This window comes from Vogesella fluminis (assembly GCF_014652335.1).
In the GTDB taxonomy this organism is placed as follows: Bacteria; Pseudomonadota; Gammaproteobacteria; order Burkholderiales; family Chromobacteriaceae; genus Vogesella; species Vogesella fluminis.
Genome location: NZ_BMYP01000001.1, coordinates 72,472 through 90,553 on the forward strand (window position 1 = coordinate 72,472; position 18,082 = coordinate 90,553).

Here is an 18,082-nt window from a genome sequence, read left to right on the forward strand (position 1 = left end):
GCATTAACAAATCCGGACAATGCCTTGATGGCCTGGATGGATCATGAAGAAAAACTCTTCCGCCTGTATGAGCGACACCTGGTGCAGCAGCGGCTACGCAACGGTTTTGGTGTAAACGGTGATGATGTGGATGAATTCATCAGCTACTCATTAAGCGTACAAAACCGCAGAAAATCACGTGTCGGGCATGCTTTTGAAGGGCATCTCGATCATATGTTCAAGCTGCATCAACTCTCTTTTCAGCAGGGAAGAGGCAAGGGGAATGTAACGGAAAACAATGCCAAACCGGACTTCATTTTCCCATCGTTCAAGGCCTACCACGACCCTGACTTTCCGCAAGAAAAGTTGTTGATGCTTGGTGCCAAGACAACATGCAAGGATCGCTGGAGGCAGGTTCTGAGCGAAGCAGCCAGAATACCGAAGAAGCATTTGATTACCTTGGAAGCTGCGATAAGCGTGGCTCAGACCGAAGAAATGGCAATGCACGATCTTCAGTTAATCGTCCCGGAAAGCGTGCAATCGACCTATACCATGAACCAGCAAGAAAAATTACTTAATGTCTCCGAATTCATTTCAAGGGTCAAAGCAGGGTAAGCCCATCTGATTACACACAAGTCCGTTGGCATGGCGTATTATCTACGCCCCACCGATTTTGGATGACAGGATGAGCTGGGCTGAACAGGAGTTCACGAACCTCGATCTGGGCGACAAACGCCTGAACAAACGCGCCGTCCTGCTGGCCGAGCAGTTGGCCGCCAATCCAGAAGCCAGCATCCCTGGTGCTTGTGGCGGCTGGGCCGAAACGGCCGCAGCGTATCGCTTCTTTGCCCAGGACGAGATGGGCTGGGATGCGATCATGGCGCCGCATTGGCAACGCTCGGTCGACCGGATGCGCCCCCACCCGGTCGTGCTGTGTATTCAGGATACGACCGAGCTGGATTTCAACGGGCAGGCCATCAATGGTCTGGGGCCGCTCTCGTACGAGGCGCAGCGCGGCATGTATCTGCATCCGACCTATGCGGTTACGCCGGTTCGTGAGCCTCTCGGGGTGCTCGACGCGCATATGTGGGCGCGTGAATCGAAGGATGCCTCGGGCAAGCGTGCCGGTATCAAGGAAAGTGTTCGCTGGATTGAGGGCTATCAGCGCGTGGCCGAACAGGCCAACGCGCTGCCCGACACACGCCTTGTTTATGTCGCCGATCGCGAGTCGGACATCCTGGCATTGATGGTGGCGGCACGCGACTTGGGCCATCCGGCCGATTGGCTGGTACGGTCGCAACATAACCGCAGCTTGCCGGATGGCGGCAAGTTGTGGGATGCGGTGACGAACTCGGAACCACTGGGTGGAATCCGGTTCACCATGGGCGCCCGACCGGGGCAGCCGGCACGCGAGATTCGCCAGCAGTTGTGGACGCAACGCGTGGAACTGCCGGATGGGGACGGAGGTACCGTCGCGGTGACCTGCATCGTTGCGCGTGAGGTGGATGCGCCGGCGGGCGTCAAAGCAGTGGAGTGGCGGCTGCTCAGCAATCGCCCTGCGGCGGATCTGGAAGCGGTGACCGAACTGATCGATTGGTATCGGGCACGCTGGGAAATCGAGCTGTTCTTTCATGTGCTGAAAAATGGTTGCCGGGTGGAAGCGCTGCAACTGGCGACCATGGAACGGCTGGAGCGTGCCTTGGCGCTGTATATGGTGGTGGCTTGGCGGATAGCTCGGCTGATGCGGCTGGGCCGTACTTGCCCGGACCTGAGCGCGGCACTGTTGTTCGAGCATGATGAGTGGCAGGCGGCCTTCATTCTCAACAAGAAGAAGCCGCCGGTGACGGCGCCTGGGCTGAATGAGGCGATCCGGCTGGTTGCTCAACTTGGCGGCTTCCTCGGGCGCAAGAGTGATGGCGAACCGGGCGTGAAGACCATCTGGCAGGGGCTACAACGGGTGATGGACTTCGCTGCTGGGCTCCGGTTCGCACGCGGGCTTGATGCTTAATGAATTGTGTGTAATGGGATGGGGTAAGCCGGGCTGAATTTGCTCGGCACAATATTGATTGTGCATGGCTTTAAACGACTATGTCGTTATCCGTTTTCGGAGACGCACAGTTCCCGCCAAAGCTTGGCCGCAAGCCTTGCGGCCAACCCTGGCCCTGCTGACATCGCCCATCCGCTCGCCTACAATACGCACCCTGTTGATTTGACAACGATTTGCGGCACTACCCGCCGCCCATGAAAGCCCGATTATGTTGCGACTCGCCGAAATCAAGCTGCCGCTTGACCACCATGACTCCGCGCTGCGCGAGGCCGTCTGTGCCCGCCTGGCCGTGCCCGACAGCGCCATCCGCGCGCTCACCGTTTTCAAGCGCAGCTACGACGCGCGCCGCTCCTCGCAGCAGCTGATCTACATCGTCGACCTGGACGTCGCCGGCGAGGACGCGCTGCTGAAGAAGTTCAAGGGCGACCCGCACGTCGGCGCCACGCCGGACATGAACTACTACTACGTCGGCCAGGCGCCGGCGACGCTGCCGTGCCGGCCGCTGGTGGTCGGTTTCGGCCCCTGCGGCATCTTCGCCGCGCTGATCCTGGCGCAGATGGGCTTCAGGCCCATCGTGCTGGAACGCGGCAAGGAAGTGCGCCAGCGCACCAAGGACACCTGGGGCCTGTGGCGCAAGAACGTGCTGAACCCGGAATCCAACGTGCAGTACGGCGAGGGCGGTGCCGGCACCTTCTCCGACGGCAAGCTGTACAGCCAGATCAAGGACCCGCGCTACCTCGGCCGCAAGGTCATCGACGAGTTCGTCAAGGCCGGCGCGCCGGAAGAGATCGTCTACGTCGCCAAGCCGCACATCGGCACCTTCAAGCTGGTGACCATGGTGGAGAAGATGCGCGCCACCATCATCGAGCTGGGCGGCGAGATCCGCTTCGAGCACAAGGTCACCGACCTGCTGCTGGAGGGTGACGGCGATACGCGCCAGCTGCGCGGCGTGGTGCTGGAAAACGGCGAACAGCTGCTGTCCGACCACGTGGTGATGGCGCTGGGTCACAGCGCGCGCGACACCTTCGAGATGCTGCACGCGCGCGGCGTGTACATGGAGGCCAAGCCGTTCTCCATCGGCTGCCGCATCGAGCACCCGCAGTCGCTGATCGACAAGGCGCGTCACGGCAAGCACGCCGGCCACCCTATCCTGGGCGCCGCCGACTACAAGCTGGTGCACCACGCCAAGAACGGCCGCGCGGTGTACAGCTTCTGCATGTGCCCGGGCGGCACCGTGGTCGCCGCCGCCTCCGAACCGGGGCGGCTGGTCACCAACGGCATGAGCCAGTACTCGCGCAACGAGCGCAACGCCAACTCGGCGCTGGTGGTCAGCATCACGCCGGAAGACTACCCGGGCGACGGCCCGCTGGCCGGCATCGCGCTGCAGCGGCAGCTGGAAGAGCTGGCGTTCAAGCTCGGCGGCGAGAACTACGAGGCGCCGGCGCAGCTGGTCGGCGACTTCCTCGCCGGCAAACCGTCCACGCAGCTGGGCGAGGTCGAGCCGTCGTACAAGCCGGGCGTGAAGATGAGCGATCTCGCCAGCATCCTGCCGCCGTACGCGGTGGAGGCGATGCGCGAGGCGCTGCCGGCCTTCGACCGCCAGATCCGCGGCTACACGATGCACGACGCGGTGCTGACCGGGCTGGAGACGCGCACCAGCTCGCCGCTGCGCATCACCCGCGGCGACGACCTGCAGAGCCTGAACGTGCGCGGCCTGTATCCGGCCGGTGAAGGCGCCGGTTACGCCGGCGGCATCCTGTCGGCCGGCGTCGACGGCATCCGCATCGCCGAGGCGGTGGCGAAAAGCATGCTCGGCCTGCACTGAACCCGGCCCGGCCATCGCTGTCAAAATGCGGCGCGCCAGTCTGGCGCGCCGCATTTTTTGCTGCGACCGCCCGGCGAGCGTGGTAAAACGCCCGTATGCACACGAGTCACGTCGCGGCAATTGTCAGCCCGACGTGCTAAAACCAAGGTTGGCCGCAGGGCCACATGCCGGCCCTCCCGCCAACCCGGATCATAAACAGCGCCCGGCACGCATCGGGCGCCTACCTGTTGAAACCCTTGCTTGCAAAGGAACTACCGTGAAGCTTTCCATCAAATCGCTGGCCATCGCCAGCCTCGCCGTCGCCGTCGCCGGTTGTGCCGTCAATCCGCAGACCGGCCAGAGTGAAATGAGCAAGACCGCCACCTACGGCCTCGGCGCCGCCGCGGCCTGCGGCATCGTCGGCGCGCTGACCCACGGCGGCAAAGGCGCCCGCAACTCGGCGCTGGCCTGCGGCGCGCTGGGTGCCGGTGTCGGCGCCTATATGGACTACCAGGAAAAACTGCTGCGCGAAAAACTGGCCAACAGCCAGGTGCAGGTGCAGCGCGTCGGCGACCAGATCAAGCTGGTGATGCCGGAAAACATCACCTTCGCCACCGGCAGCGCCACGCTGGGCAGCGGCGCGGTGAAGACGCTGGGTGACGTGGCCGGCGTGCTGGCACAGTACGCCGACACCACCATGGTGGTGGCCGGCCACACCGACAGCACCGGCAGCCAGGCGCTGAACCAGAGCCTGTCCGAGCGCCGTGCCGCCGCCGTGGCCAGCGTGCTGCAGCAGCGTGGCGTCGCTAGCGCGCGCATCCGCAGCGTCGGTTACGCCGCCAGCCAGCCGGTAGCTGACAACGGCACCGCCGAAGGCCGCGCCAGGAACCGCCGCGTCGAAATCGCCATCGACCCGATCAGGCAGTAAGCCCTCAGCGCTGCCGCCAGCGCCCCTGCCGCCATACGACAGGGGCATGCCTGCATGGCGGCGCCATGATGCCGGCACCGGCAACGTTGGCCGCAGGCTTTGCGCTATCATCGCCATCCCTTTCCCTTATCCAGCGAGCCGAACATGAGCGACATCACGCCCGTCACCCCCAAACCCTGCTACAAGTGCGGCGCCCCCGCCGAGGTAGTCAAAGCCGGCTCACGCCGTTTCTGGGTGCAGTGCTCGCGCTATGCAGGCCAGGGCACCTGCTCGGCGATCGGCTCGCAGGCCGACAACCGCAAGGAAGCGATCGCCAACTGGAACAAGATCTGCTGAATTGAATGTCGCCGGCCGCGAAAGCGGCCATTGTACCGGCCATGGTCTAGCATGAAATCAGGATAAAGCCGGAGCTGCCAGGTGCGGTACCTCCGGCAGCGGCCGGCGCGTGGTCGGCGACGAGCCGTTCGCGCCGTACGGTTTCCAGTATGGCGAAGACCGGCAGCCGCACGGGCCGGACGCCATTTACCGGCGCCGGGGCTTGTAAGCGCACCCGCTCCGGACGGAAGGGGAACGCCATGCGACATCTGTCTTTGCTGCTGTGCCTGATACTGGGCGCGACGCCCGCACTGGCCGCCGAGCCGCCGCCGGTACCCGGCTGGCAGGATTACCGCGACGGCAAGCTGGCCCATGCGCGCCAGCTGTTCGAGGAGGCAGCCGGCGCCGGCGACCGGGTCGCCGCCTTCAATCTGGCGATGCTGTACTGGCATGGCGAGGCCGTCGCCAGCAGCAAGCCCAAGGCGCTGTACTGGCTGCACAGGGCCGCCGAGCAGCAGCTGCCGCAGGCCGAGCACGCACTGGGCATCCTGTACGAGAACGGCGACGCGGTGCCCAAGTCGCTGACGCGCGCCACCTACTGGTTCGACCGTGCGGCCAACCACGGCCTGATCGTGGCGCAGATCGACCTCGGCACCCAGTTCTTCCTCGGCCGCGGCGCGCCGCAGGACTACGCCCGCGCCGCCTACTGGTATGAAAAGGCCGCGGAGCAGGGCGACGCCGGCGCGCAATACCTGATCGCCAGCATGTACGAGTTCGGCCACGGCGTGCGCCGCGACCTGGAAAGCGCGATCCGCTGGTATGCCAAGGCAGGGGTGCAGGGCGATGTCGCCGCCACGCTGAAGGCAATCGAGCTGGCGAAGCAGATCAACGGCCAGGCGCTGTAGGCCGCGGCATGCAGAACGGCGGGGAAACCCCGCCGTTGCCGTCTGTGCCGCGCTCAACCCAGGCTGAGCACCGTCTCGTCGTCCTCCGCCTCCTCGCCGAGGAAGCCGCCGCTCTGATGCGCCCACAGCCGCGCGTACAGGCCGCCTCTGGCCAGCAGTGTATCGTGGCTGCCTTCCTCCACGATGCGGCCCTTGTCCAGCACGATCAGTCTGTCCATCGCCGCGATGGTCGACAGCCGGTGCGCGATGGCTACCACGGTCTTGCCTTCCATCAGCCGGTACAGGCTGCGCTGGATCGCCGCTTCCACCTCGGAATCCAGCGCGCTGGTGGCCTCGTCCAGCAGCAGGATCGGCGCGTCCTTCAGCATCACCCGCGCGATGGCGATGCGCTGGCGCTGGCCGCCGGACAGCTTCACGCCGCGCTCGCCGACGTGGGCGTCGTAGCCGCTGCGCCCTTTCGGATCGGTCAGCGTCTGGATGAATTCATGCGCCTCGGCGCGCTCGGCGGCGGCGATCATCTGCGCGTCGCTGGCGTCGCTACGGCCGTACAGCAGGTTGTCGCGCACCGAGCGGTGCAGCAGCGAGGTGTCCTGCGTCACCATCCCCACCTGCGCGCGCAGGCTGTCCTGCGCCACCTGGCTGACGTCCTGGCCGTCGATCAGGATGCGGCCGCTTTCCACGTCGTAGAAGCGCAGCAGCAGGTTGACGATGGTGGACTTGCCGGCACCGCTGCGGCCGACGAGGCCGATCTTCTCGCCGGGGCGGATGGTCAGTGTCAGCTCGTCGATCACCGGGCGCGTGCCGCCGTAGCCGAAGCTGACCTGCTCGAAGCGCACCTCGCCGCGGCCAACCTTGAGCGGCTGCGCCTGCGGCGCGTCCTTGATCGCCACCGCGCGCGACAGCGTGTTGATGCCGTCCTGCACCGTGCCGATGTGCTCGAACAGGCTGGACATCTCCCACATGATCCAGTGCGAGATGCCGTTCAGGCGCAGCGCCATCGCGGTGGCCGCCGCCACCGCGCCGACGCCGACCACGCCGCGCGTCCACAGCCACAGCGTGGCGCCGGCGGTGCTGGCGATCAGCAGCATGCTCAGCAGGTGATTGACGATCTCGAAGCCGCTGACCAGCCGCATCTGGCGGTAGGCGGTGGCCAGGAATTCCTGCATCGCGCCGCGGGCGAAGCCGGCCTCGCGCTGGCCGTGCGAGAACAGCTTGACGGTGGCGATATTGGTATAGGCGTCGGTGATGCGCCCGGTCATCAGGCTGCGCGCGTCGGCCTGCGCGCTGGCGGCACGGCCCAGCCGCGGCACGAAGTAGGCCAGCGTCGCCACGTACAGCAGCAGCCAGCCGATGAACGGCCACAGCAGCGCGGTATCGAAGCTGCCGACCACCGCGATCATGGTGACGAAGTAGATCACCACGAACACCAGGATGTCGGTGACGATCATCACCGTGTCGCGCACCGCCAGCGCGGTCTGCATCACCTTGGCCGACACGCGGCCGGCGAATTCGTCCTGGTAGAAGCTCATGCTCTGGCCGAGCAGGTGGCGGTGGTAGATCCAGCGCAGGCGCATCGGAAAGTTGCCGGCCAGGCCCTGGTATTTGCACATCGCCTGCAAGGCGATCAGCAGCGGGCTGGCCAGCAGGATGCCGGCCAAGAGCAGCAGGTTGTGCTTCTGCTCCTGCCACAGCAGCGCCGGCGGCACCTTGCCCAGCCAGTCCACCACCGAGCCAAGCATGGAGAACAGCAGCGCCTCGAAGGCGCCGATACAGGCGGTGAGCGTGGTCATCGCCAGGATCAGCGGCCGCGTGCCGGCGGTGGCCGCCCAGATGAAGGGGAAGAAGCCTTGCGGCGGTTGCGCGGGCGGGGTATCCGGGTAGGGATTCACCCGGCTTTCGAACCATGACAGCATAAAGAACACTCCTTTTCCCGACATAACAGCAAGCTTATGCCAGTACAGGTTATAAAATCGGACAATGACAATAGCGTCAAGCGTATCAATGCGCAACATCTTTATCGCACTGTAGCGCAGCCGGCCAGGGTTGGCCGCAAACAAAAACGGCTGCCCGCGGGCAGCCGTTTTGTGCAGCAAAAACCGCTGGTCAGGCGATCAGCGCCGCGCTGAGGCGGGTACGCTGCGCCGCCAGGGCCGGCGGCAGGCGGTCGGCCAGCTTGGCGAACCACTCGTCGTGCGCCGCCAGCTCGTGCTGCCAGGTGCTGTGGTCCAGCGCCATCAGCGCGGCAAAGCGCTCGGCGGTGACCTCGTCCAGGCCGTCCCAGTTCAGGTGGCCGTGTTCCGGCACCCAGCCCAGCGGGCCGGACACCGCCTCGGCGCGGCCCTGCACGCGGCCGACGATCCACTCCAGCACGCGCATATTGTCGCCGAAGCCCGGCCACAGGAAGTTGCCGTCCTTGTCGGTGCGGAACCAGTTGACGCAGAAGATGCCCGGTGCCTGGCTGACGCGCTGGCCGATGTCCAGCCAGTGCTGGAAGTAGTCGCCCATGTGGTAACCGCAGAACGGCAGCATCGCGAACGGGTCGCGGCGGGTGACGCCCTGCGCGCCAAAGGCGGCGGCGGTGGTTTCCGAGCCCATGGTCGCCGCCATGTACACGCCCTCGGCCCAGCCGGCGGCCTGGAACACCAGCGGCACGGTGGAAGAGCGACGGCCGCCGAAGATGAAGGCCGAGATCGGCACCCCGGCCGGGTCGTTCCACGCCGCGTCCAGCGACGGGCACTGCTGGGCCGACACGGTGAAGCGCGCGTTCGGGTGCGCCGCCTTGCGCCCGGTTTCCTTGGCGATGGCCGGCGTCCAGTCCTGGCCCTGCCAGTCGGTGAGGTGCGCAGGCAGCTCCTTGCTCATGCCTTCCCACCACACGTCGCCGTCGTCGGTCAGCGCCACGTTGGTGAAGATCACGTTCTCGTGCAGCATCGCCATCGCGTTGGGGTTGGATTTTACCGAGGTGCCCGGCGCCACGCCGAAGTAGCCGTTTTCCGGGTTGATCGCGTACAGCTTGCCGTCGGCACCCGGCTTGATCCAGGCGATGTCGTCGCCGACGGTGGTCACTTTCCAGCCGTGGTAGCTCTTGGGCGGGATCAGCATCGCGAAGTTGGTCTTGCCGCAGGCGCTGGGGAAGGCCGCCGCGACGTAGGATTTCTCGCCCTGCGGGCTTTCCACGCCGAGGATCAGCATGTGCTCGGCCAGCCAGCCCTGGTCGCGGCCCATGGTGGAGGCGATGCGCAGCGCGAAGCACTTCTTGCCCAGCAGCGCGTTGCCGCCGTAGCCGGAGCCGTAGGACCAGATCTCGCGCGATTCCGGGAAGTGCACGATGTACTTGGTGTCCGGGTTGCACGGCCACGGCTTGTCGGCCGCTCCGGCGGCCAGCGGCGCGCCCACCGAGTGCACGCAGGGCACGAAATCGCCGTCCTTGCCCAGCACCTCGTACACCGCGCGGCCCATGCGGGTCATGATGCGCATCGACGCCACTACGTACGGCGAATCGGTGATCTCGATGCCGATGTGGGCGATCGGGCTGCCGAGCGGGCCCATGCTGAACGGGATCACGTACAGGGTGCGGCCGGCCATGCAGCCGTCGAACAGGCCGTTCAGCGTGCCGCGCATCTCGTCCGGCGCCATCCAGTTATTGTTGGGACCGGCGTCGGCCTTGTGCGCGCTGCAGACATAGGTGCGGTCTTCCACCCGCGCCACGTCGGACGGATCGGAGAAGGCGGCGTAGGAATTGGGGCGCTTGGCCGGGTTGAGGCGGGTCAGGGTACCGGCCTTGACCATTTGCGCCAGCAACTGCTCGTTTTCTTCGGCCGAACCGTCCACCCAGTGTACGGCGGCCGGCTTGGTCAGGGCGGCCACGCGGGCAACCCAGGCGATGAGTTCGGAATGCTGAATATAGGACGGTGCTTGCAGCGACATGACAAACCTCGACAACAGGGATGGACAGAGGGGGACTACCGGGTCCGTCATTGTCGCCGATTTGTAGTCGTCGCAGTTCATGACAACCGGCAACAACGCAAACAAACACAAGCTTTCATGCAAAAAACAGGGAATTGTTGCGTGAAAAACAAAAATTGGGCGCCACGCGGCATCGGTGCGTAAGCAGTGGACTACGAGCCGCAAGGTTGGCCGCAACGGCCGCTGCAAACAGGACTTGCCGGCAACGGCCATCACGTGTTCAATGCGATGACAATGACAAAGAAGGAGTAAACATGACCTTTGACGAAGCCGTACACCCGGACCATTTCAGCACCCTGCGCCGCACCCCGTTCCCGCATGCCCTGATCGAGCAACAACTGATGCAGATGGGCGGCGGCGGCGTCGCCGGCAGTGCCTTCCGCAAGCAGGTACTGCAGGCCGCCGGCTGGCCGCACGACGGCCTGGTGCCGTTTGCCAAGCACCCACAGCTGGCCAGCACCGCGTTCAACCGCATTCGCCTGGCACTGAGCGAGCACCGGCAGCCGGACAAGTTGCTGGCGGCGCTGGCCGGTTAGGACCCGTCAGCGCTTGTGTCATCGCCGCAGCCGGCTTTGCCCGGATGCCGCGCACAAAAATGGCCCTGGCAGGGTTATTCCCTGCCAGGGCCGTTTGACAAAGCGATGCGCCGGGCAAAACAAGCGTTAACAGCCCCTAATCCTTGCCGTCGAGGATGTTACCGAGGCCGCCCAGCAGCGAACCCTGCTCGCTGCTGCCGCCGCCGGCCTTGGGGCTGGCGGCGACGATGCGGTCGGCCAGGCGCGACAGCGGCAGCGACTGCAGCCACACGTGGCCGGGGCCGGTCAGTTTGGCAAAGAACAGTCCTTCACCGCCGAACAGCGCCGACTTCAGCTTGCCGACGTACTCGATATCGAAATCCACCGTCGGCTGGTAGGCGACCACGCAGCCGGTATCGACACGCAGCACCTCGCCCGGCTGCAGCTGGCGGCTGGTCAGCGTGCCACCGGCGTGCAGGAACACGTAGCCGTCGCCGTCCAGCTTCTGCATGATGAAGCCCTCGCCGCCGAACAGGCCGGTGCCGATCTTCTTCTGGAACGCGAGGCTGAGGCTGACGCCCTTGGCGGCGGCGAGGAAGCTGTCCTTCTGCGCGTACAGCGTGCCGCCCAGCTCCAGAAGGTGCACCGGCACGATCTTGCCGGGGTAGCTGGCGGCAAAGGCGACGCGGCGCTTGCGCTGGCCCTGGTTGAGGTAGACGGTGGTGAACAGCGATTCGCCGGTGATCAGCCGCTTGCCGGCACCCAGCAGCTTGCCCAGCAGCCCGCTCTGCGCCGCCGAGCCGTCGCCGAACACGGTGTCCATGCTGACATCGTCTTCCATGTAGTACAGCGCGCCGGCCTCGCCGACCGCGGCCTCACCGGGGTCCAGCTCCACCTCCACGTACTGCATGTCATCACCGAAGATCTGGTAGTCGATCACATCCATTGCCATTTCGCTCTCCTTGGGCACCATGCCGGCATGCGCTCATGCTAGCGGCTGGCCATGCCGAATGCAAAACCGGTGCAGCAGCACTGCCCGCCGGGGATGCCCGCTGCGGCCAACGTTGGCCGCAGGCAACAAAAAACGCCACTCCGCAAAGTGGCGTTTGGCATGGGGCGGGCCGTGCTTACTTCACGATCTGCGCCAGCTGGCCTTTCAGGTACAGGTTGGCCATGGCGTCCAGGCTTACCGGCTTGATCTTGCTGGCCATGCCGGCGGCGCCGAAGGCTTCGTAACGGGCCAGCACGATGTCGCGCATCGCGTCGGTGGACACCTTCAGGTATTTGCGCGGGTCGAATTCCTTCGGGTTCTGCGCCAGGAAGCGGCGGATGGCGCCGGTGGAGGCCAGGCGCAGGTCGGTGTCGATGTTGACCTTGCGCACGCCGTGCTTGATGCCTTCCACGATCTCTTCCACCGGCACGCCGTAGGTCTCGCCCAGCTCGCCACCGAACTCGTTGATGATCTGCAGCCATTCCTGCGGTACGCTGGAGGAGCCGTGCATCACCAGGTGGGTGTTGGGGATGCGGGCGTGGATTTCCTTGATGCGGTCGATGCGCAGCACGTCGCCGGTCGGCTTCTTGCTGAACTTGTAGGCGCCGTGGCTGGTGCCGATGGCGATGGCCAGCGCGTCCACGCCGGTGTCCTTGACGAACTGGGCGGCTTCTTCCGGATCGGTCAGCAGCTGGCTGTGGTCGAGCACGCCTTCGGCGCCGACGCCGTCTTCCTCGCCGGCCATGCCGGTTTCCAGGCTACCCAGGCAGCCGATCTCGCCTTCCACCGACACGCCGCAGGCGTGGGCGAAGTTGACCACGGTGCGGGTGACGTCGACGTTGTAGTCGTAGTCGGCCGGGGTCTTGCCGTCGGACTTCAGCGAGCCGTCCATCATCACCGAGCTGAAACCCAGCTGGATCGAGCGCTGGCACACGTCCGGGCTGGTGCCATGGTCCTGGTGCATCACCACCGGGATATGCGGGAATTCTTCCACCGCCGCCAGGATCAGGTGGCGCAGGAACGGCGCGCCGGCGTATTTGCGCGCACCGGCCGAGGCCTGCACGATCACCGGGGCGTCGACCTTGTCGGCGGCTTCCATGATGGCGCGCATCTGTTCCAGATTGTTGACGTTGAAGGCCGGCAGGCCGTAGCTGAATTCTGCTGCGTGGTCCAGCAGCTGACGCATCGAAACGAGTGCCATGGGGTGAGTCTCCAGTAGTTGAATGCTTGTCGCGCCCGCCGTGGCCGGCGCGGAAAAAGGTTGGCCGCAACGGCCGGTGGTTCAGGCGCGGCTGACGGTGCTCAGCGCCACGCCGGCAGCCATGAACGAGCCGCCGGCGAAGCGGTTCATCAGGCGCTGGCGCAGCGGGCTGGTGATCCAGTGCTTGAGCCTGGCGCCGCCGAAGGCGTACACCACCTGCCAGCTGCTCTCGATCACGTAGAAGGTGCCGGCCAGCACCACCAGTTGCGGCATTTGCGGTGCATCGGCGCGCATGAACTGCGGGAACAGCGCGGCAAAGAATACGAAGGCCTTCGGATTGCTCATCGCCACCAGGAAGCCGGTGCGAAAGCGCTGCCAGTTGCTGACGGCGGCCGCGCCGTCGTCGTCACCGTCGCTGCCCATGCGCTCGCTGACCGGTGCGCGCCAGGCCTGGTAGCCCAGCCACACCAGATAGCCGGCGCCGGCGTACTTGACGATGGAAAACAACAGCTCGGAGGCGGCCAGCAGCGCGCCGAGGCCGGCGGCAGAACCGCCCATGATCAGGCCCAGCGCCAGCAGCAGGCCGGCCATGGTCGGCAGCGCGCCGCGCAGGCCGAAGCGGATGCCGTGGCTCATCGCCAGCAGCATGTTGGGGCCGGGGGTGGCGGACACGAAAAACACCGTCACCACGAAGATCAGCCAGGTATCGAAGGCCATGGGCGCTGCTCCTTGCATCTGTAATGGGGGTGTTGCCGAGTCTAGGCGCGAAGCCTGTACCCGGCAAGTTACAGCATTGCCGTGCGGCCAACGTTGGCCGCGCGGTGACAGCGTTACGCTCAGGCGCGCTCGGCCAGAATCGCCACCGCCGGCAGTTTCTTGCCTTCCAGGAACTCGAGGAAGGCACCGCCGCCGGTGGAGATGTAGCTGATCTGCTCGGTCAGGCCGTACTTGGCGATCGCCGCCAGGGTGTCGCCACCGCCGGCGATGGAGAACGCCGCCGACTTGGCGATGGCCTCGCCCAGTGCCTGGGTGCCGTGGCTGAACTGCTCGATCTCGAACACGCCGACCGGGCCGTTCCACACCACGGTGCCGGCCTTGGCGACGATGTCGGCCAGCACCTTGGCCGAGTCCGGGCCGATGTCCAGGATCATGTCGTCGGCCGTCACCTCCGCCACGTTCTTCAGCGTGGCGGTGGCGGTGTCGGAGAACTCGCTGGCGCATACCACGTCGCTGGGCAGCGGCACATTGCCGCCGCGGGTGCGGATCTTGGCGATCACGCGGCGGGCGTCGTCCACCAGGTCGGCCTCGGCCAGCGATTTGCCGATGGTCTTGCCTTCGGCCAGCAGGAAGGTGTTGGCGATGCCGCCGCCGACGATCAGCTGGTCCACCTTGTCGGCCAGCGCCTCGAGGATGGTCAGCTTGGTCGATACCTTGGAGCCGGCGACGATGGCCACCAGCGGGCGCGCCGGCGCCAGCAGCGCCTTGCCCAGTGCGTCCAGCTCAGCGGCGAGCAGGATGCCGGCGCAGGCGACCGGCGCGAACTGCGCCACGGCGTGGGTGGACGCTTCGGCGCGGTGTGCGGTGCCGAAGGCGTCGTTGACGAACACGTCGCACAGGCTGGCGTAAGCCTGGCCCAGTTCGGCGTTGTTCTTTTTCTCGCCCTTGTTCAGGCGCACGTTTTCCAGCATCACCACGTCACCTGCGGCCAACGGCAGGCCGGCCTGCCAGCTGTCGGACACGGTGACGCGCTGGCACAGCAGCTCGGACAGGCGCGCGGCCACCGGCGCCAGGCTGTCTTCCGGCTTCGGCTCGCCTTCGGTCGGGCGGCCGAGGTGGGTCATCAGGATCACGCTGGCACCGGCCTGCAGGCAGTGCTTGATGGACGGCAGGCTGGCGCGGATGCGGGTGTCGTCACCGATCACACCGTTCTTCACCGGCACGTTCATGTCGACGCGGATCAGGACGCGCTTGCCGGCCAGGTCCAGATCGGTCAGTTTCTTGAATTGCAATTTCATCTCCTCAGCTAGGTAGGGTGGGCGGTTCGGCCCACCATCGCCCGGAATGCGATGATCTGCCCGCAGGCAGATCGTCGCATTGCCGTTCAAACAACGGTGTGGGCCGGACGTGTCCGGCCCACCCTACCAGGCATGCGGCCAACCTTGCGGCCGGCGGCATGGTCTGGCTTTATTTTGCTGCAAACATCGCGCGCGCGGTCTTCAGCATCTGCTGGCAGAAGCCCCACTCGTTGTCGTACCAGGCCAGCACCTTCACCATGTTGCCGCCGGTGACCTTGGTCAGGGTGGCGTCGAAGATGGAGCCTTCGGTGCTGTGGTTGAAGTCGCTGGAGACCAGCGGCAGGGTGTTGTAACCCAGGGTGCCCTTCATGCTGCCTTTGGACGCCTTCAGGATGATCTCGTTGATCTCGTCCTTGGTGGTGTCGCGCATGGCGGTGAAGGTCAGGTCGACCAGCGACACGTTGATGGTCGGCACGCGTACCGAGAAGCCGTCCAGACGGCCCTTCAGCTCCGGCAGCACCAGACCCACCGCCTTGGCGGCGCCGGTCTTGGTCGGGATCAGGTTGTCGGTGGCGGAACGGGCGCGGCGCAGGTCCTTGTGACGCACGTCGGTCAGCACCTGGTCGTTGGTGAAGGCGTGAATGGTGGTCATCAGCCCCTTCTTGATGCCGATGGCGTCGTTCAGCGCCTTGGCCACCGGGGCCAGGCAGTTGGTGGTGCAGGACGCGTTGGACACCACGGTCATGTCGGCGGTCAGCACGTCATGGTTGACGCCGTACACGATGGTGGCGTCCACGTCGTCGCCGCCCGGGGCCGAGATCAGCACCTTCTTGGCGCCGGCATTGATGTGCGCCTGGCACTTTTCCTTGGTGGTGAACGAGCCGGTGCACTCCAGCACCAGATCCACCTGCAGCTTGTCCCACGGCAGTTCGGCCGGGTTGCGGGTGGAGAAGAACGGGATCACGTCGCCGTTGACGATCAGGTTGGTCTCGTCGTGGCTCACTTCGGCGTCGAAACGGCCGTGCACGGTGTCGAACTTGGTCAGGTGCGCGTTGGTGGCCAGATCGCCGGAGGCGTTCACCGCCACGATCTGGAAATCATTGCCCAGCTTGTATTCGTAGATGGAGCGCAGTGCCTGGCGGCCGATGCGGCCGTAGCCGTTGATCGCGATACGGATGGTCATGTTTTCTCTCCCAAGAAAAATGTCTGAAACCGGAATGTGCCCGTGTCTGCCGGCTATAGCCGGTCTGGTGGCACAGAAACGAAGCGGCCGCCCCGCGCGAGGCGGGGCGGCCTGTGTGTTATGCGCGGAGCACGCCCTTGGTCTTGGCGACCACGTTGTCCACGGTGAAGCCGAATTCCTTGAACAGCACGCCGGCCGGGGCGGATTCGCCGAAGTGGTCGATGCCGACCACGTCGCCTTCCAGGCCCACGTACTTGCGCCAGATGTCGGTGACACCGGCCTCGATGGCCACGCGCGGCACGCCTGCCGGCAGCACGCTGGCCTGGTAGGCCTTGTCCTGCTTGTCGAAGGCGTTGGTGCACGGCATGGACACCACGCGCACCGCGATGCCGTCGGCGGCCAGCGCTTCCTGCGCCTTCAGCGCCAGCTCCACTTCCGAGCCGGTGGCGATCAGTACCGCCTTGGCGTCGGCCGCATCGCGCAGCACGTAGCCGCCCTTCTTCACGCCGGCGATCTGCGCGGCGTCACGGCTGACGAAGGGCAGGTTCTGGCGGCTGAAGATCAGGCAGGACGGGTGGTCCTTGGCGGCCAGCGCCTCGGCCCAGGCCACCATGGATTCCACGGTGTCGCACGGGCGCCATACCGCCATGTTCGGGATCAGGCGCAGGGTGGCGATCTGCTCCACCGGCTGGTGGGTCGGGCCGTCTTCGCCCAGGCCGATGGAATCGTGGGTGAACACGAACACCGGGTTGATCTTCATCAGCGCGGCCATGCGCAGCGCATTGCGCGCGTATTCGCTGAACATCAGGAAGGTGGCGCCGAACGGCTTCACGCCGCCATGCAGAGCCAGGCCGTTCATGATCGCGGCCATGCCGAACTCGCGCACGCCGTAGTGGATGTAGTTGCCGCCGGCTTCGGCGGTCACGGCAACGGAACCCGGCCAGTTGGTCAGGTTGGACGGTGTCAGGTCGGCGGAGCCGCCCACCAGTTCCGGCAATACCTCGGCCAGCGCGGCGATGGCGTTCTGCGAGGCCTTGCGGGTGGCGATGGTCTCACCCTTGTCGCCCACGGCGGCGATCTTGGCGGCGACGTGCGCGTCCCAGCCGGCCGGCAGCTCGCCGGCCATGCGGCGGGTGTACTCGGCGGCCAGTTCCGGATGCGCGGCGGCGTAGTCGGCGAACAGCTGGTTCCAGCCGGCTTCCAGCTCGCTGCCCTTGGCGCGGTAGTTCCACGCGTCGTAGATGTCCTGCGGGATCACGAACGGCTCGTATGCCCACTTCAGGTTGGCGCGCGCGGCAGTGATTTCGGCGCTGCCCAGCGGCGCGCCGTGCACGTCGTGGCCGCCTTCCTTGTTCGGTGCGCCCTTGCCGATCACGGTCTTGCAGCAGATCAGGGTTGGCCGCGCGGTTTCCTTCTTCGCGGTGGCGATGGCGATCTGCAGTTCTTCGGCGTCGTGGCCGTCGACGTGGCGGATCACCTGCCAGCCGTAGGCTTCGAAGCGGGCCGGGGTGTCGTCGGTGAACCAGCCTTCGACATCGCCGTCGATGGAAATACCGTTGTCGTCGTAGAACGCAATCAGTTTGCCCAGGCCCCAGGTGCCGGCCAGCGCGCAGGCTTCGTGGCTGATGCCTTCCATCATGCAGCCGTCGCCGAGGAAGGCGTAGGTGTAGTGATCGACGATCGGGAAGCCGTCGCGGTTGAATTCGGCGGCGAGGATCTTCTCGGCCAGCGCCATGCCCACCGCGTTGCTGATGCCCTGGCCCAGCGGGCCGGTGGTGGTCTCCACGCCCGGTGCGTAGCCGTATTCCGGGTGGCCCGGCGTCTTGCTGTGCAGCTGGCGGAAGTTCTTGAGGTCGTCGATCGAAAGGTCGTAGCCGGTGAGATGCAGCAGGCTGTACAGCAGCATGGAGCCGTGGCCGTTGGAGAGCACGAAGCGGTCGCGGTTGGACCAGTCCGGATTGGCAGGGCTATGCTTCAGATAATCGCGCCACAGTACTTCGGCGATATCCGCCATGCCCATCGGGGCGCCGGGGTGACCGGATTTGGCCTTTTCCACCGCGTCCATCGACAGGAAGCGTACGGCATTGGCAAGCTCGGTGCGGGAGACCATGCGGGAAGAACCTCAATTTGTAGGGAACCGGAACAACAGTGACGCCATCGCTTTTGCCGACGGGGTAACCGTTGCGAAATCATGGAATTATCGCTGAGTTCGGTCTTTTCAGGCAAGGTTGGC

The 18,082-nt window shown here is 65.6% G+C and carries 15 protein-coding genes; 7 read left to right on the forward strand and 8 right to left on the reverse strand.

Annotation, left to right across the window (positions count from 1 at the left end; all coding sequences use genetic code 11):
* Positions 1–36 precede the first annotated feature (36 nt).
* From IE083_RS00330 to IE083_RS00355, 6 genes are all read left to right on the forward strand, one after another.
* Complete coding sequence (locus IE083_RS00330) at positions 37–594, forward strand: type II restriction endonuclease (protein WP_444545822.1); 558 nt, start codon at positions 37–39, stop codon at positions 592–594.
* 70 nt (positions 595–664) lie between these two features.
* The gene (locus tag IE083_RS00335) at positions 665–1,987 is read left to right on the forward strand and encodes an IS4 family transposase (RefSeq protein WP_189351651.1); all 1,323 of its coding nucleotides are present in this window, start codon (positions 665–667) and stop codon (positions 1,985–1,987) included.
* Between the two features lie 247 nt (positions 1,988–2,234).
* On the forward strand, positions 2,235–3,851 hold the full coding sequence (locus tag IE083_RS00340) for an NAD(P)/FAD-dependent oxidoreductase (protein ID WP_189351652.1): 1,617 nt from the start codon (positions 2,235–2,237) through the stop codon (positions 3,849–3,851).
* A 256-nt stretch (positions 3,852–4,107) separates the two neighbouring features.
* A complete protein-coding gene (locus IE083_RS00345) occupies positions 4,108–4,758 on the forward strand; it encodes a YiaD family glycine zipper/OmpA-like lipoprotein (RefSeq protein ID WP_229799515.1) in 651 nt (216 codons plus the stop codon).
* Positions 4,759–4,902: 144 nt separating this feature from the next.
* Complete coding sequence (locus IE083_RS00350) at positions 4,903–5,094, forward strand: Lar family restriction alleviation protein (RefSeq protein ID WP_189351653.1); 192 nt, start codon at positions 4,903–4,905, stop codon at positions 5,092–5,094.
* Between the two features lie 239 nt (positions 5,095–5,333).
* Positions 5,334–5,978: a tetratricopeptide repeat protein gene (locus tag IE083_RS00355; RefSeq protein WP_189351654.1), complete on the forward strand. Its 645-nt coding sequence runs from the start codon at positions 5,334–5,336 to the stop codon at positions 5,976–5,978.
* A gap of 53 nt (positions 5,979–6,031) precedes the next feature.
* On the opposite strand, the gene IE083_RS00360 is transcribed toward IE083_RS00355, so the two are convergent.
* Positions 6,032–7,891, reverse strand: a complete 1,860-nt coding sequence (locus IE083_RS00360) for an ABC transporter ATP-binding protein (protein ID WP_189351655.1) — start codon at positions 7,889–7,891, stop codon at positions 6,032–6,034.
* A gap of 190 nt (positions 7,892–8,081) precedes the next feature.
* On the reverse strand, positions 8,082–9,905 hold the full coding sequence (locus tag IE083_RS00365; protein ID WP_189351656.1) for a phosphoenolpyruvate carboxykinase (GTP): 1,824 nt from the start codon (positions 9,903–9,905) through the stop codon (positions 8,082–8,084).
* A gap of 293 nt (positions 9,906–10,198) precedes the next feature.
* Here IE083_RS00365 and IE083_RS00370 point away from each other — a divergent pair, with 293 nt between their 5' ends.
* The gene (locus IE083_RS00370; RefSeq protein WP_189351657.1) at positions 10,199–10,480 is read left to right on the forward strand and encodes a hypothetical protein; all 282 of its coding nucleotides are present in this window, start codon (positions 10,199–10,201) and stop codon (positions 10,478–10,480) included.
* Between the two features lie 136 nt (positions 10,481–10,616).
* Here IE083_RS00370 and IE083_RS00375 read toward each other — a convergent pair whose 3' ends face one another.
* From IE083_RS00375 to tkt, 6 genes are all read right to left on the reverse strand, one after another.
* Positions 10,617–11,411, reverse strand: coding sequence for a TIGR00266 family protein (locus IE083_RS00375; protein ID WP_189351658.1), 795 nt, complete (start codon positions 11,409–11,411; stop codon positions 10,617–10,619).
* Between the two features lie 175 nt (positions 11,412–11,586).
* Positions 11,587–12,651: a class II fructose-bisphosphate aldolase gene (gene fba / locus IE083_RS00380; protein ID WP_189351659.1), complete on the reverse strand. Its 1,065-nt coding sequence runs from the start codon at positions 12,649–12,651 to the stop codon at positions 11,587–11,589.
* A gap of 81 nt (positions 12,652–12,732) precedes the next feature.
* Complete coding sequence (locus IE083_RS00385; RefSeq protein WP_189351660.1) at positions 12,733–13,368, reverse strand: LysE family translocator; 636 nt, start codon at positions 13,366–13,368, stop codon at positions 12,733–12,735.
* A 119-nt stretch (positions 13,369–13,487) separates the two neighbouring features.
* Positions 13,488–14,660 (reverse strand): phosphoglycerate kinase, encoded by a 1,173-nt coding sequence (locus IE083_RS00390; protein ID WP_189351661.1) that lies wholly within the window; start codon positions 14,658–14,660, stop codon positions 13,488–13,490.
* Between the two features lie 175 nt (positions 14,661–14,835).
* A complete protein-coding gene (gene gap, locus IE083_RS00395; RefSeq protein WP_189351662.1) occupies positions 14,836–15,849 on the reverse strand; it encodes a type I glyceraldehyde-3-phosphate dehydrogenase in 1,014 nt (337 codons plus the stop codon).
* Between the two features lie 118 nt (positions 15,850–15,967).
* Positions 15,968–17,959, reverse strand: coding sequence for a transketolase (tkt, locus tag IE083_RS00400; RefSeq protein ID WP_189351663.1), 1,992 nt, complete (start codon positions 17,957–17,959; stop codon positions 15,968–15,970).
* Positions 17,960–18,082 lie beyond the last annotated feature (123 nt).

Coding starts and splice junctions, on each gene's coding strand:
- IE083_RS00330 (WP_444545822.1), top strand. CDS start 37: ATGGATCATGAAGAAAAACTCTTCCGCCTGTATGAGCGACACCTGGTG.
- IE083_RS00335 (WP_189351651.1), top strand. CDS start 665: ATGAGCTGGGCTGAACAGGAGTTCACGAACCTCGATCTGGGCGACAAA.
- IE083_RS00340 (WP_189351652.1), top strand. CDS start 2,235: ATGTTGCGACTCGCCGAAATCAAGCTGCCGCTTGACCACCATGACTCC.
- IE083_RS00350 (WP_189351653.1), top strand. CDS start 4,903: ATGAGCGACATCACGCCCGTCACCCCCAAACCCTGCTACAAGTGCGGC.
- IE083_RS00355 (WP_189351654.1), top strand. CDS start 5,334: ATGCGACATCTGTCTTTGCTGCTGTGCCTGATACTGGGCGCGACGCCC.
- IE083_RS00360 (WP_189351655.1), bottom strand. CDS start 7,891: ATGCTGTCATGGTTCGAAAGCCGGGTGAATCCCTACCCGGATACCCCG.
- IE083_RS00365 (WP_189351656.1), bottom strand. CDS start 9,905: ATGTCGCTGCAAGCACCGTCCTATATTCAGCATTCCGAACTCATCGCC.
- IE083_RS00370 (WP_189351657.1), top strand. CDS start 10,199: ATGACCTTTGACGAAGCCGTACACCCGGACCATTTCAGCACCCTGCGC.
- IE083_RS00375 (WP_189351658.1), bottom strand. CDS start 11,411: ATGGCAATGGATGTGATCGACTACCAGATCTTCGGTGATGACATGCAG.
- fba (WP_189351659.1), bottom strand. CDS start 12,651: ATGGCACTCGTTTCGATGCGTCAGCTGCTGGACCACGCAGCAGAATTC.
- IE083_RS00385 (WP_189351660.1), bottom strand. CDS start 13,368: ATGGCCTTCGATACCTGGCTGATCTTCGTGGTGACGGTGTTTTTCGTG.
- gap (WP_189351662.1), bottom strand. CDS start 15,849: ATGACCATCCGTATCGCGATCAACGGCTACGGCCGCATCGGCCGCCAG.
- tkt (WP_189351663.1), bottom strand. CDS start 17,959: ATGGTCTCCCGCACCGAGCTTGCCAATGCCGTACGCTTCCTGTCGATG.